The organism is Methylomonas aurea, from assembly GCF_024505045.1.
GTDB lineage: Bacteria > Pseudomonadota > Gammaproteobacteria > Methylococcales > Methylomonadaceae > Methylomonas > Methylomonas aurea.
This window is the reverse complement of the sequence record NZ_JANIBM010000015.1, coordinates 60,141-75,356: the sequence shown is the minus strand read 5'-3', so window position 1 is coordinate 75,356 and position 15,216 is coordinate 60,141. Positions and strand designations below refer to the sequence as shown.

Genomic DNA, 15,216 nt, shown 5'->3' with positions numbered 1-15,216 from the left:
TCGCTATAGGCTGTGTAAAAACTGGTTCAAATCGGTGGATTGCGGTTCGCGTTTGTGCAGAGTGACGAATTCGCGAATCAGCGGCAGCAGGCGGCCAGCCTGCCAGCGGTTAATCTGGATACCCAATTGCCGGTAGGCATGCATCACGCCCTGGCTGCCGGAATGCTTGCCCAACACCAGCCGGTGGCTGCGGCCGACCAAGGCCGGGTCGACGCCTTGATAATTGTTTGGGTCTTTCAACAGGCCGTCGACGTGGATGCCGGCTTCGTGGCTGAATACGTCGCGGCCGATCAGGCTTTTACGGCTGCCGATGGTATCGCCGGAAGCGGTCGCCACTTGGCGGGACAATTCCGGGAAATTGCGCAGATCGACGCCGGTTTCGAAGCCGTACAGTTGTTTCAGGCCGACCACGACTTCTTCCAGCGCCGCGTTGCCGGCGCGTTCGCCGAGACCGTTGACGGTGGTATTCAAGTGGGTGGCGCCGGCAAAGGCGGCGGCCAGACTGTTGGCGGTCGCCAATCCGAGATCGTCGTGGGCGTGCATCTCGATGTCCATATCGGTAACGCTGCGCAGCTTGCGGATCGCTTCGAAAGTGCCGAACGGCTCCATGATGCCGACCGTGTCGGCAAAGCGGATGCGGATCGCACCGGCGCGCTGCGCGGCCTCGGCCATTTGCGCCAGGAAAGCGCTATCGGCGCGGGAGGCGTCTTCGGCGCCGACGCAGACCTGCAGGCCGGCATCGATTGCCGCTTTCACGCAGCGGTCGATGGTGGCCAACACCCAGGCCCGGCTCTGTTTCAATTTGTGTTGGATATGCTGGTCGGAAGCGGATATCGACAAATCCACCATGCCGACGCCCAAGCCCAGACAATGTTTCAGATCGTCGTCGCGCATCCGCGACCACACCAGCAGATTGCAGGGTAAGTTCAGCGCCGCAATCGCTTCGATTTCGGCCCGTTCCTGGGCGCCCATCGCCGGGATGCCAATTTCCAGTTCCGGCACGCCCAAGCCCGCCAGCCGTTGCGCGATCGCCAGCTTTTCCTCCAGCGAAAACACCACGCCGGCCGACTGTTCGCCGTCGCGCAACGTGGTGTCGTCGATGATGATGTGTCGGTTTTGAGCTTGCATTCTTCACCTCTGGCGGAACGTCGATTGCGGTTTTGCTGGGGTAACGCCTTTGACCGAGATAATGCAAAACACTTGCCAACTGCCGAAACCCGGCGTTTTGGCGCATCGGCCGCCGCAGTTTGGCGGGATGCCGACAAGAAAACCCGAAACCGAAAAAGCAAATTGTCGGAAACCCTACAATCGGTAACGGAGTTGCCTGTCAGGCCGACTACTGCCCGCTCTAACCAGAAATTCGATGCGGTCGTCAGGGTTCCAAGTCAGGGTTTGCCAAAGGCTCGGGATAGGTTTATGGTGAGGCCGAATGCATCCACAATAAGAAGAAAGGCGAGCAGATGCTATTGACCAACCACAGCATGGTGGAACAGCTCAAATTGACGGATCGCAAAATTGAGCTCATCAAGAAGTTGTTCGATCTGACCAGGGCGGACGCAGACAATCTGCTGGCTGCCGAACCGTTTATCACGCGCAATCTGGACGCCATCGTCGAAGAGTTTTACGCCAAGCAATTGACTCACCTGGAAGTGGAGATCGTGATCGGCGACTCGGAAACACTGAGCCGGTTAAAAAACAGCATGCGCGGTTATATCCAGGAAGTATTTTCCGGCACTTACGACCAGAACTACGTCACCAACCGGCTGCGGGTCGGTAAAGTGCACAAACGAATCGGGGTATCGCCGGCGCTTTATATGTCGGCGGTCCGGTTGCTGTGGGACATCCTCTCCGACCAATTCGAAAAACAGTACGAAGAAGGCCACTGTAGCCGCGACGAAGCCGACCGCCGCCAGCGCAGCCTGACCAAACTATTGATGTTCGACGTGCAATTCGTGTTCGAGACCTACACCGGCGCGCTGGTGGCCGAGGTGCAAAAAGCCAAACAGGAGTTGGAGGATTACGCCCACGATTTGGCGGAGACCGTTGCCAAGCAAACCAAGGAGTTGCGGGAACTGTCCTGCCAGGACGGTCTGACCCGGCTGTTCAACCACCGCGCTTTTTACGAGCGGATGCGGGTCGAATTGGCCAGTTGCGCCCGGCGCAAGGAGCCCTTGACTCTGGTGTATTTCGACCTGAACGACTTCAAGCTGCTGAACGACAACTACGGCCATATCGTCGGCGACCAAATGCTGGAAGCGCTAGGCAGCACGATCTTGAACAGTATCCGCGAGACCGATATCGCCTGCCGCTACGGCGGCGACGAGTTTTGCATCATTATGCCCGGCGCCACCAACGGCCACGCCAAGGATGTTTGCGAGCGGCTAATCAACGGTTTTGTCTCCAGAAATGACAAGCACAAGATTTCGTTCAGCATCGGCATCTGCCAAACCGGTCCGGACAAACTGATGTCGGGCGACGAATTGGTCATAGCCGCGGACAAACGCATGTATCTGGCTAAAGCCCAAGCCAAACTGGAACCCGGTTTCTGGCTGTGCGACACCCAGGAATCGCTGGGAAAATTCGGCATGTTCGTTTGCGGCGACGGCGGCTAGCGGCCTGGAAGCGTTTGACGGGCAACGACAACGGCGGCGTGTCCGCTAGGGCCGACCGCGCTTGCCGGATTTGGCGGCTGTCCGGGTCGAACGAGACTTTAGCTGCCATGGATGGTTAGTTGGCGACCGTCAACGGGCATTACGGCGGCATCCGCGCCGCGCTGGAGAAAATCGGCCAGCCGATCGACATCAACGACCTGCACCTCGCCGCTCATACCCGCAGTTACGGCTCGATACCGGTCAACAATAAACTGCACGGGGCCGAAGTGTCGATGCAGAAAATGATATATCTGAAGCCTTAGAAAGCGGCGACAAAACCCACGCCTGCGAAGTCGTGATGACCGATTTGCCCGGTTGTTTTTCCGCCGGAACGGCAGTTTGGACGAGGCGATAGCCGATGCCAAGCCAGCCATCGGATTCTGGATGGCAACATCATCGAAGACGGCCAAACCAACCCGGAGTTCTCCGGCTGGATTTGAGTACCCACTTTTTAATTTCGCCATGGCCGAAGCCCGGATGGAAATGTCAGCCTTTTCGACCCTGGCCCCCGATCGCATTGATTTATTGCGTACCTCGTCGCTTGCGATTAGAGGCTTGAAGTACCTTCTGGAATAGCCGATCGCGTGGCCGTTGCGCGTGAAGGAGATAAAATCCGCCAGACAGTTCTAAATGGCCTTAGCTGGACGGTATTAAGGGTATGGCCGACTAATCGAGAAAAATCGGTGGCCTAAAGATTCGCAAATACGGAAAACACCCGTACACGGTTTAACAAAAACCTTCGGTAAAACTCTAACCCGTCAGCGACGGCAGAATCGGCCTTTTACCCTCGCCCAGCCAGAACCAGGCAAGAGCAAAGGCCTACCAGCTTTATGCTAATACATTCGACTTACTGCGGCCCTTGGCCAAAAAGCCAAGCATCGCAGTTAGCATAAACCAGGCCGAGCCAGGTAATGGAACCGCTGCCGGCGTGCCGCCAGTGCCAGGATAGTCGGAGCTAGCCTGGGAAGCCTGAATGTCGAATGCAAACAGTCTGTGTTCGTTACCCGCACCGTGGTTAGTCGGATCCACAAATGCCAGACTCCAGGAAGTTTTACCCAGCAGACTGATCATGCTGCTCGAGCTTTCGGTGATCCAGCCGGTCGGCGACCACCAGCCCAATTGAAAATTGCTGGAACCGAGCAGCACACCGGTCGAGCTACCGGTCTTGATGTCGACATTGGCGCCGTTTTGGGTAAAGGTCACGGTTGCGGCATCCAGAAAGCTCAACACCGGATTAATCAGCGAATTGCCCACCGAGTTGCTCAACGAGGCGGTGTCCTCAAAAATACCGAAGGTCTCCCCGGTCGGTATATTCAGTAGCAATGCATAAGTATTGGCAAATTGGCTGTCGTTATCGGTAGGCGCCCAGACGCTTGCCGAGCTCGCATCCGACATGGCCAGCAGACCGGCCACCACACCTGCTTTGAAAACTTTTGTCACTTTCATGTTTTCCATTTCCTAAATTTGTTGAAGAGGTGCACAAATCTTAATTTTTGAGCCATTTCACTCAATGGTACTGAGGTGTTATGACAAAAATGTCAGGTCATTTAGACCATCGTCCCCCTGCAGAGCCGAACGACAACCAGCCGGATACTGCGAAATATTTACGAAAATTTTATCGATCTGTTCGTAAACTGGACCGACCCCGGCCACTGCCATGCTTTTTCGGACCCCACATGCAAGATATCCGCCCCGATCCCGATGCTTTGTTAGCCCGCGTCGAACGCGACCAGGCCAAGGCCAGACGCGGCCGATTGAAGATTTTCTTCGGCGCCGCGGCCGGCGTCGGCAAGACCTTTGCGATGTTGCTGGCGGCCCGGGAACGGCGCGCCGACAATCTCGACGTCGTGGTCGGCATCGTCGAAACCCACGGCCGCAAGGAAACCCAGGCGCTGCTGGCCGGATTGGAAACGTTGCCGCTGCGCCGGATCGACTACAAAGGCACCGTGCTGCATGAATTCGATCTGGATGCCGCGTTGAAGCGGCGGCCGGCCATCATGCTGGTCGACGAATTGGCCCATTCCAACGCGCCCGGCTCCCGCCATCCGAAACGCTGGCAGGACATCCACGAACTGCTCGAAGCCGGTATCGACGTCTACACCGCGCTGAACGTGCAACACCTGGAGAGCTTGAACGACGATATCGGCCAGATCTCCGGCATCCGGGTCTGGGAAACGATACCGGATACCGTGTTCGAGGACGCCGACGAAGTCGAGTTGGTCGATCTGCCGCCGGACGAGCTATTGAACCGGCTCAAGGAAGGCAAGGTTTACCTGCCGCAACAGGCCCAGGAAGCGATCAACCATTTCTTTCGCAAAGGCAATCTGATCGCGCTGCGGGAATTGGCCTTGCGCCAGACGGCCAGCCGGGTCGACGCCGAAATGCTGGATTACCGGGAAGACCACGCCATCCGCGAAGTCTGGCAGGTCAGCGAACGGATTCTGGTCTGCATCGGCCCGAACCCATTGGCCGAGCGCCTGGTCCGCGCCGGCAAGCGTCTGGCGACCAGCCTGCGCGCGGAATGGATCGTGGCCTACGTCGAAACCCCGCAGTTGCAGCGCTTACCGGCCGAAAAGCGCGACGGCGTGCTGCGCATTCTCCGTCTGGCGGAACAACTCGGCGCGGAAACCGTGACCCTGAGTTCGCCGGATATGAGCGAAGCCTTGATCCGTTTTTCCCGGCAACGCAACATCGGCAAAATCGTGATCGGCAAACCCAGCCGGCGCGGCTGGCGGCGCTGGTTGTTCGGATCGGTGGTCGATACCCTGGTCAGCCGGGCCCATAATATCAACCTGTATCTGCTCGGCAGCCCGCAAACGCGGGAACGTGGCGCAGCCGCGCCGGAACTGGCGCTGTTCGGCAAAAGCCCCCTGCCTGGCCTGCGCCAACGCATCCCGGCCAAAACCAAGCGCCGTTACTTGGGCTACCTCTCGGCCTTTGCCGTAACCGGACTGGTCACCGCGGCCGGCTATCTGCTGCTGGGCCGCCTGGAACCGGCCAATCTGGTGATGGTGTATTTGCTGGGCGTGATTTTCGTCGCCAGCCGCTTCGGCCGCGGCCCGTCGGTGCTGGCCTCGGTGCTCGGCGTCGGCTGCTTCGACCTGCTGTTCGTACAGCCGTACTACAGTTTTTCGGTGGCCGACAGCCAGTACCTGATTACGCTGTCGGCGATGTTGGCGGTCGGCATCGTGGTCAGCAACCTGACCGCGAACGTCCGTTCGCAAGCCAAAGTGGCCGCGCACCGCGAACGCCGGGCCGCGGCTTTGTATTCGATGAGCCGGGAGTTGGGCAGCAGCCAGACCGAAACCGACGTAGTGCGGGTCGCGGTAAAACATTTGTATGCCGAATTCAGCAGCCGCAACGTGATTCTGTTTCCGAACGCCAACGGCCGCATGGCGTTTCCGGCTGGAAAAGCCATCGCCGAATCGCTGCTCGGCGCCGATTTGAGCGTGGCCCAATGGGTATTCGACCACAACGAAATCGCCGGACAAGGCACCGACACCCTGCCCGGCGCCTCCGCCGTCTACTTCCCGATACACGGCGACGACCAGGTATTGGGCGTGCTGGCCTTATTGCCGGTCAATCTGCGCCGGGTGTTTTTGCCGGAACAGCAAAAACTGCTGGAGACCTTTTTGCGCCAGATCGGCCAGGCCATCGGCCGCATCCGCTTTTCGGAACGGGCCCGCTCCACCCAGATGCAAATGGAAGCGGAGCGCCTGCGCAACTCGCTGCTCAGCGCGATTTCCCACGATTTGCGCACACCGCTGGCGACCATCATCGGTTCGGCCAGCACCATCGCCCACAACCCGCAAAAACTGGCACCGCAGGACATCGTCGAACTCGGCCAGGGCATTGTCGACGAAGCCGAACGGATGGCGAATCTGGTCAACAACATCCTGGACATGGCCAAGCTCGAAGCCGGCGTGCTGGAATTGAACAAGCAATGGTACCCGCTGGAGGAAATCGTCGGTACCGCGCTTAACCAGTTGCAAGCTCAACTGGCCGGCCGGCCGGTCACGGTCAAGCTGCCGCCCGGCATACCGTTGGTGCTGGTCGATTCAGTGATGATCGAACAGGTCTTGATCAATCTGCTGGAAAACGCCGTACGCTATACCCCGGCGGGCAGCGCGCTGGAAATATCGGCCGAATTCGGCGACAGTTCGGTGGAAATCGCCGTCGCCGACCGCGGCCCCGGCATTCCGCGCGGCCAGGAAGAACGCCTGTTCGAAAAGTTCTACCAAGGCCGCCAGGAGACGGCGCAAAGCGGCGGCGGCCTGGGTCTGGCGATCTGCCGCGCGATCGTCGAAATCCACGGCGGCGCCATCAGCGCGCGCAACCGGCCGGAAGGCGGTGCGGTATTCGCATTCAAGCTGCCGCTGGACCAGCCGCCGCCCGAAGTCGAACCCGAGGAATAACGCTCAACGGAAACCCGCGCCATGTCCAAAACCGACCCCGTTATCATCGTCATCGAAGACGACCCGGCCATTCGCCGCTTTCTGCGCACCAGTCTGCACAGCAACGGCTATAAGGTGTTCGATGCCGAGACCGGCAAACAAGGCTTGGTCGAATTGGGCGTGCGCAAACCGAACTTGCTGATCCTGGACCTAGGCCTGCCGGATATGGACGGCGTCGACGTGATCAAGGCGGTGCGGGCCTGGTCTGCGTTACCGATCATCATCCTCTCGGCCCGTAGCGGCGAACAACAGAAAATCGACGCACTCGACGCCGGAGCGGACGACTACCTGACCAAACCCTTCGGTTTCGGCGAATTGCAGGCGCGGATTCGAGTGGCGCTCCGCCACGCCTTACGCCCGCAGGACTCGGCGCCGGAGTCCGTGTTTACCACCGGCAATTTGCAGGTCGACCTCAGCAGCCGGGTGGTTAAAGTCGACGGCCGCGAAATCCACCTGACGCCGATCCAATACCGGCTGCTGTCGGTACTGGTCAAAAATGCCGGCAAGGTATTGACCCACCAGCAAATTCTCCGAGAAGTCTGGGGCCCCAATTACCAGGAACACGCCCACTACCCGCGGATTTACATGAGCCAGCTCCGGCAAAAACTGGAAGCCGACCCCGCCCAGCCCAAACTGCTGCTGACCGAATCCGGGCTGGGCTACCGGCTTAAGGTTTGGTAAGGGCGGTTGCACCATCCCGTTAGAGACAAGCTATCGTTCGGCAGTGGCTGATTTTGCTTGCGATACCTACATCTTTCATATCCGCTCGGCTACACGCATGGACTCCAATACCATTTCCGATCTCGCCATCCAACTTTCCGACGCGGCTCTGTTTTTGGCCGGTCTGACAGAAGAAACGGCTGCGAAGTAACAAGTAGCGGCAACTCGAACGATAGGAAGAAAGCCGACAAATTTATGTCCGCTGCGCCGACATTTGCCCATAGCCTATCCTGTAAGCTTGCAATGACCATGGCGATAGCATCGGTTTATATCGGCGGCCGCGCCGCTCATGCCGTCAACTCCGCCGCTAGGACGAGCCGACACAGATGTCGAGCCAATCGTTTCGCCGCGCAAGTTTGTAAGCCATTTCTGACAAAAATGCGGCTGGCAATCCAATCGTTGTTGCACTAAATTATCGCCTCATTTTTTGGATCGATCCGTTGAGACATCCGGACCGCGCCGTCGAGAACGACGGCCTGTGGGTAGGGATATCCGAATAAGCGATAAGCGGCACGCAATCATTCCCTGGAAATCTTGGAAGCGGAGCGCTAGCGCAGCGGCTATAGTCCCGCATCGCTAACCGGCGTCGTGCCGTCCGAACGTTGCCCGTTCGCCCCATGGTTGGATCGAAGCGAGGCGAACGGCTCCGGACTGCCGCAGACTAAATGGCCGCGCCCATTTTTGGCCGATTGGTTCCAAAAGATTTTTCAAAAAAGGTGACTTTCCGGAACTTAATTTTTCATTTTATCCATGAGTTTTTCTCACATCATGGCGCGAGACCTAGACGACCAAAAAAACAAGCCCGATACGGAAAGCGCGATGCCCCAAGCGACCGACAACATTGCGAAGCCGAAGCTTGAAGAAGCTTTCAATGGTTACATTGTGGCCATAGGCGCTTCGGCGGGCGGCTTGGATGCCCTGGAGCGGTTTTTCGACGAATTGCCGGTCGATATCGGCGCCGCAATCGTTGTAATTCAACATTTATCGCCGGATCACAAAAGCATGATGGACAATTTGCTGTCGCGCCACACCAGCATGCCGGTGACGATGGCCGAGAACGGCCTGTCGGTGCTACCCAACCATGTCTATCTGATTCCGCCCGGCAAAAATATGACGCTGGCCGGCAGCCAGCTGCGCCTGGCGCCGAAAAGTCCGCACCTGCTTAGCTTGCCGATCGATTTGTTTTTTTACTCGCTGGCCAAAGAATTCGGCAACCGTTGCGTCGGGGTGATCCTGTCCGGCACCGGTTCCGACGGCACGCGCGGCGCCGCCGCCATCAATGATGCCGGCGGCTTCCTGCTGGCGCAAGACCCGGAAACCGCCAAATTCGACGGCATGCCGCGCAGCGTGATTGCCACCGGCTTGGTGGACGAAGTCATGCCGCCGGAAATGCTGGCGGCCAGAGTTGCGGCCCATGTCACCAATACCCATCCGCCGCAAGTCAAGGTCGCTCAGGACAGGCAAGCCGAAAGCGAAAATCCGATGGAAGGCATCTTTCATCTGCTGTATCGGGAAGGCGGCATCAACTTCAAGGAATACAAGCCGACCACGGTCATGCGCCGCATCGAACGGCGCATGCAAGTGCGCCACGTGCGGGATTTAAGCAATTATCTTCGCCTGCTGGAAACCGACCGTAGCGAAGTATTGACGCTCAAACGCGACACCTTGATTCCGGTGACTAATTTCTTCCGCGATCCGGAAAGCTTTCAGATGCTGGGGCAGGAGGTCGTCGACGCTCTGGTCCAGAATCACCAGGAGGCTCAGCCGATTCGTGCCTGGGTGGCCGGCTGTTCGACCGGTGAAGAGGCTTATACGCTGGCCATGCTGTTTGCGGAGGCCTGCGATCGTTGCAAGCGCTGGCCGCAATTGAAGATATTCGCCACCGATGTGGAACAGCAGCATATCGATTTCGCCAGTGCCGGCGTTTATTCCGAAGGCATCGTCAATGAATTGTCCCGCGAGCGCCTGGAACGCTTTTTCACTCGCACGGGCAACCGGTTCGTGGTCAAAAGCAACATTCGCCAGCACATTGTGTTCGCCCGCCACAACATCCTGGAAGATCCGCCGTTTACCCGGATGAATCTGGTCAGTTGCCGCAATACTCTGATCTATTTCGAAAAAGTGGCTCAGGAAAAGGCCTTGTTACGCTTTCAATATTCTTTGGCGCATAACGGCTTTTTGTTTCTGGGTTCCAGCGAATCCCTCGGCGCCTTACATAAAGAATTTGCCGTCATCAACGCCAAGCACAAAATTTATCGGTTGCTGCGCCCGGTTGCCGTACCGCTGGCATTTAATACCTTAGGCAAGCATAACGAAAACCGCCTGCACATGAGCCAGATCAGGCGCGAGAGAAACTGGTCGAGCGATGCGGCCATTATCGAGAGCGGACTGGCCCATTTGATGAAGCAATATGCGCCGCCGGCGTTATTGATCAACGAGGACCGGGAACTGGTGCATGTCTACGGCGGCGCACACCACTATATGCAGATTGGCGAAGGCAGCGCCAGTCTGGATGTCTCCAAACTGCTGGCCGGCAAACTGGCTCCGGTCGGCGTGGCTTTGCTGCACAAGGTCGCCAAGGAATGTACGCCCCTACATTCGGAACTACAACACTTCGATCCGGTACGCGGAGGAACCGAGCTATTGCGCATGGTTGTCTATCCCGTCATGCCGGAAAGCAATTCGGACCGCCATTTTCTGATGGTATTCGAAGCGCAACCCCGCGATATGGGGACGGCGGCGCCCGAAACGATCGATGTCAGCGCGGTGGCGAACGAACGGATTCATGCTTTGGAGCGGGATTTGTCGGCGACGCGCGACAGCCTGCAGGCCACGATCGAAGAGTTGGAAACCTCCAACGAGGAATTGCAGGCCACCAACGAAGAGCTGATGGCGTCCAACGAAGAGTTGCAGAGCACCAACGAAGAGTTGCAATCGGTTAACGAGGAGTTGTACACGGTCAACGCAGAAAACCAGGAAAAAATCGAAATCCTCAACCATTTGAACGCGGACCTCGACAATATAACCAAAGCGACCTCGATTCCGACGCTGTTCGTGGACTGTAACCTCACACTCACCCGTTTTACCCCGGAAGCCAGCAAAATTTTTCGGATTCGGGAGGGCGACATCGGCCGGCCGATCGACGATTTCACCCATAAAATGGAATATCCGGAGTTCATAACCGACCTGCGCCGGGTCATCGAAACCGCTCAGTTTGCCGAACGCGAAGTCAAGACCTGGGACGATCAGTGGCTATTGGTACGGTCGTCGCCTTACATCGATCCGCTGAAACATGTTTCCGGGGCCGTAGTGACCTTCTTCGATATCACCAACGTGAAAGACATGCAGCGGTTGCAAGGTATTTTGGATTCTCTGCCCGAGCATATTGCCGTGCTGGATGCTTCGGGGCGGATTACGCTGGTGAATCGAGCCTGGCGCGATTTTGCCGAGCATAACGGCGATCGCGATATGGCGCATAGCGGTCCCGGCCGCAATTACCTCGACGTCTGCCGGATTCAGGACGCTGCCGACTCCCCCGTGGCGCGGCGGGTACTGGAAGGCATCCGTCGCGTTTTGAGCGGCGAGGAACAGCACTTTTCCATCGAATACCCTTGCCATTCGCCGACCGAACGCCGCTGGTTTCTGATGCACGCGACACCGGTGCGCCACCCGGCCGGCGAGGTGGTGGTCAGCCATGTCAATATCACCGCCTGGGTGGAAGCGGGACGACGTCATGGTTAAGCGCCGCTCCGACAATCCGGAACAACAAGCTGCCAAACACGATATCGAGTTGCACCGCCAGCGGGCATTGAAAGCGCTGCGCGACGGCGATTTCGACTTCGCGTTGCAAGCAGTAGAACGCGGGGAAGCCAATATTCCCGACATGGTCGAGGACCTGAAAATTTACCAGGCGGAATTGGAAATTCAGAATGAGGAACTCCGACAAAGCCAACTGCATGCTGAAGATGCCATGCGCCGTTTCAGCCGATTGTTTGCCAGCTTGCCGCTGCCGGTCTTGGTGGTGGATCCGATGGGCATTATCCGTGAGTGCAACGATGAAGCCGAGCAATGCTTTAGTCTGACGCGCAAGCATCTGCGTTCGCACTTTTTGCCTAATCTTGTGCAATCCCAGGACCATGCCCGGCTGCGCCAATTCTTGCAACGAATTTTGGATCTGGGCAAGGCGCAATTGACGCAAGTGGGTTTGCGATCGGCCGATAAAAAGGTCTTTATCGGCGATTTGCACGGCGTATTGCTCGGCACTGATAACGAGCGTTACAACGAGTTGTTGATCTCGATCGTCGATCAGACCCAATACCTGGCGCAGCGCAGCGCGCTGGAAGCCAGTCGCCGCCACTTCATGGCCTATTTCGATTCGTCGCCGGTAGGCATGACCTCCACCAGCCCCGATAAAGGCTGGATCGAAGTGAACGACAAACTCTGCCGGATGTTGGGTTATGGGCGCGAGGCGCTTTGTCGAATGACTTGGCTGGAAATCACCCACCCCGACGACATCGAGCCGGAGTTGGCGCAATTTCAACGCTTGCTGAACCAGGAAATCGACGCCTATCAGATGGATAAGCGCTTCGTGCGCCAGGATGGCTCGATCCTAGAAGCGCACATTGCGGTCAACACGGTTCGCAAATTCGACGGTTCACTCGATTATTGCGTGGCGATCATCGAGGACATTGGGCAGCGCAAAAAGACGGAACAGGCGCTGTTGGACCGCGACTTGCAGTTGCAGCGACAATCGCTGGAGCTAAGGGAGCGCGTCAAAGAGTTGCGCGCCATTTATGCGGTATCGCGCTTGGCGCACCTGACAACGGACCGGGAGACTTTCTTCGCTCAGCTGTTGGTTTTGATTCCGCCCGGCATGCTCTATCCGGACGACACGCAAGTGCGGATTCAACTGCAAGGGCAACAAATTCAAACAGCCGGCGCCAACCGCATACTGGCCGCACTGAAAAGCCCTATCATATTGGACCATGGGCCGCCGGGCGAGATCAGCGTAGGCTACGACAAGCCGCACAATCCGTTGGATCAAGGCCCGTTTTTCAAGGAAGAACAGCAGTTTGTCGATGGCTTGGCCGAACTGATCGCCCGTTTCTGTAACCGTTTGTATGTCGAACAGGAGCGCGAACTGGCGGTCAGGCGCAATCAGAGTTTGCTTAGGCTGACTACTCAGGCGCACAGCATGACGGAAGCCGAGTTGCTAGGTTTTGCCTTAGAGCAGGCCGAGAGCCTAACCGGCAGCGAAATCGCCTATGTGCATTTCATCAATACCGACCAAGAGACATTGACGCTAGGCGGCTGGTCGGAAAACACATTACGCAATTGCGACGCGACGCACGACCGCCATTATCCGATTTCCCGGGCCGGGGTCTGGGCCGACTGCTTTCGCCAACGCCGAACGGTGATCCACAACGACTACCAGGCGTTGGTCGATAAGCACGGCCTGCCCGACGGCCACACCATGTTGTCGCGGCACATGAGCGTGCCGGTCATCGATGCCGGGCAGGTGGTCATGATCATAGGGGTGGGCAACAAACAGACGCCTTACGATCAAGGCGACGCAACGGTGGTGGAGATGGTTGCCAACAACACCTGGGCGTTGTTGCAGCGTAACCGCGCCCAACACCTGCTGGAGTTACACGCCCAAGTGTTCCGCTCCAGCAAGGAGGCAGTCATGATCACCGATCCGGATACGCATATTTTATCGGTCAACCACGCATTTACCGAGATAACCGGGTATCCGATGGAGGCTGTGCTCGGAAAAACACCGCGTATTCTCAAATCGAATATGCATTCCGAAGACTTTTACCGGGCCATGTGGGAAGAAATAGCCGCCAACGGCCACTGGCAGGGCGAAATCTGGAACCGGCGCGAGGACGGCCGCATTTATCCGCAATGGTTAGGCATCAGTGCGGTCAGAAATGCACAGGGCGAGATGTCGGCTTATATCGGCATGTTCATGGATATCAGCGAAAGGATCGAAGCCCAACGCCGCATCGAACATCTGGCCCATCACGACGCATTGACCGGTCTGCCTAACCGCATCCTGTTGCGCGACCGGTTTCAACAAATTCGCGCGCGCAGCCAGCGGGAAAAGACCTTGGCCGGTATGTTGTACCTGGATTTGGATCATTTCAAAAATATCAACGATACATTGGGCCATCCCGCCGGCGATTTGTTGTTGCAAGAAGCGGCCCGCCGTTTGGCGGAGGGCGTTCGCGATGCGGATACCGTTAGCCGCATCGGTGGCGACGAATTCGTCGTGCTATTGAGCGATGTCGATAATCCGGCAAATTTAGGAGATGTCTCGCAAAAAATCTTGGCGAGCCTGGCCTTGCCGTTCGAGATCGAACAAACCGTTTTTAACTTGTCGTGCAGTATTGGCATCAGCATCTGCCCGGACGACGGCAACGACTTCGATACCTTGCTGAAAAACGCCGACACTGCGTTGTATCAAGCGAAGTCGCGCGGCCGCAATAATTATCAATTCTTTACCGAAGCCATGAACCAGCAAATTGCGCGGCGCATGCAATTGGAAACGGCAATGCGCCAGGGTTTGGGACTCGGCCAATTTTTTCTTTGCTACCAGCCGCAGTTTTCTCTGGCTGACCGTTCGCTGATCGGTTTCGAAGCCTTGCTTCGCTGGCAGCATCCGAACATGGGCCTGATCGCCCCCGGCGAATTCATCGAAGTGGCCGAAGACAGCGGCTTCATTGTCGACTTGGGCTACTTCGTCATGCGCCAGGCCTGTTTTCAGGCCAAAGCCTGGCTCGAGCAAGGCCGGCCGATCACGGTGGCGGTGAATGTTTCTTATGCCCAATTCGCCCGCAACAACCTGCTCGAACTGGTACAGGCCTGTTTGGCGGATAGCGGCTTGCCGCCGCATTATTTGGAACTGGAGTTGACCGAATCGATCCTGGTAGCCGACCCGGACAACGTACTGACGGTGATGCGGGCGCTGCAAACAATCGGCGTCCAGTTTGCGATCGACGATTTCGGTACCGGTTATTCCAGCTTGAGTTATTTGAAACGCTTCGCGGTGGATAAACTGAAGATCGACCAGTCGTTCGTGCGCGATGTACCGGGCAATCCCGACGATGAGGCAATGGTGTTCGCCGTGATTAACCTGGCGCGCAGCTTAAAAATACGCTCCATCGCCGAAGGCGTGGAAACCGAGCAGCAGGCGGAACTGCTCCAGCAGTTAGGTTGCGATGAAGCGCAAGGTTATTTGTTTGCCAGGCCGCTTAGCGTACAGCAAGTGAATGAAATATTTTTCGCATAACCAATTCAAGGCCCGCGGACGGCGGCTTTGCCCCCCCTTCGTCAAGGTTAGGCAAGGTCGGCCGTATTCCGCCGCAGCACGCGGATTGACCAGAGGC

General features: G+C 57.4%; 9 protein-coding genes. 7 read left to right on the top strand and 2 right to left on the bottom strand.

The features are described 5' to 3' along the window. Positions 1-3: 3 nt before the first annotated feature. Complete coding sequence (gene nifV, locus NP603_RS13340; RefSeq protein WP_256611382.1) at positions 4-1,128, bottom strand: homocitrate synthase; 1,125 nt, start codon at positions 1,126-1,128, stop codon at positions 4-6. 332 nt (positions 1,129-1,460) lie between these two features. Here nifV and NP603_RS13335 point away from each other — a divergent pair, with 332 nt between their 5' ends. The 3 genes from NP603_RS13335 to NP603_RS13325 all read left to right on the top strand — a co-directional run bounded on the left by NP603_RS13335 (position 1,461) and on the right by NP603_RS13325 (position 3,227). Then, the gene (locus NP603_RS13335) at positions 1,461-2,612 is read left to right on the top strand and encodes a GGDEF domain-containing protein (RefSeq protein WP_256611381.1); all 1,152 of its coding nucleotides are present in this window, start codon (positions 1,461-1,463) and stop codon (positions 2,610-2,612) included. 119 nt (positions 2,613-2,731) lie between these two features. Next, positions 2,732-2,914, top strand: coding sequence for a PIN domain-containing protein (locus tag NP603_RS13330; RefSeq protein WP_256611380.1), 183 nt, complete (start codon positions 2,732-2,734; stop codon positions 2,912-2,914). Positions 2,915-2,990: 76 nt separating this feature from the next. Next, complete coding sequence (locus tag NP603_RS13325) at positions 2,991-3,227, top strand: hypothetical protein (protein WP_256611379.1); 237 nt, start codon at positions 2,991-2,993, stop codon at positions 3,225-3,227. A 252-nt stretch (positions 3,228-3,479) separates the two neighbouring features. Here the strand turns inward: NP603_RS13325 and NP603_RS13320 are convergent, their stop codons facing one another. Then, the gene (locus tag NP603_RS13320; RefSeq protein WP_256611378.1) at positions 3,480-4,097 is read right to left on the bottom strand and encodes a hypothetical protein; all 618 of its coding nucleotides are present in this window, start codon (positions 4,095-4,097) and stop codon (positions 3,480-3,482) included. A gap of 230 nt (positions 4,098-4,327) precedes the next feature. On the opposite strand from NP603_RS13320, the gene NP603_RS13315 reads away from it, so the two are divergent. The 4 genes from NP603_RS13315 (at position 4,328) to NP603_RS13300 (ending at position 15,119) form a co-directional block, all read left to right on the top strand. Further along, entirely contained in the window at positions 4,328-7,066 is a 2,739-nt protein-coding gene (locus NP603_RS13315; protein ID WP_256611377.1) for a DUF4118 domain-containing protein, read from the top strand. A 21-nt stretch (positions 7,067-7,087) separates the two neighbouring features. Continuing rightward, a complete protein-coding gene (locus tag NP603_RS13310; protein ID WP_256611376.1) occupies positions 7,088-7,786 on the top strand; it encodes a response regulator in 699 nt (232 codons plus the stop codon). Positions 7,787-8,644: 858 nt separating this feature from the next. Then, entirely contained in the window at positions 8,645-11,566 is a 2,922-nt protein-coding gene (locus NP603_RS13305; RefSeq protein WP_256611375.1) for a chemotaxis protein CheB, read from the top strand. Then, positions 11,520-15,119 (top strand): sensor domain-containing protein, encoded by a 3,600-nt coding sequence (locus NP603_RS13300; protein WP_256611374.1) that lies wholly within the window; start codon positions 11,520-11,522, stop codon positions 15,117-15,119. Before NP603_RS13305 ends, NP603_RS13300 begins: the two co-directional genes overlap by 47 nt. Positions 15,120-15,216 lie beyond the last annotated feature (97 nt).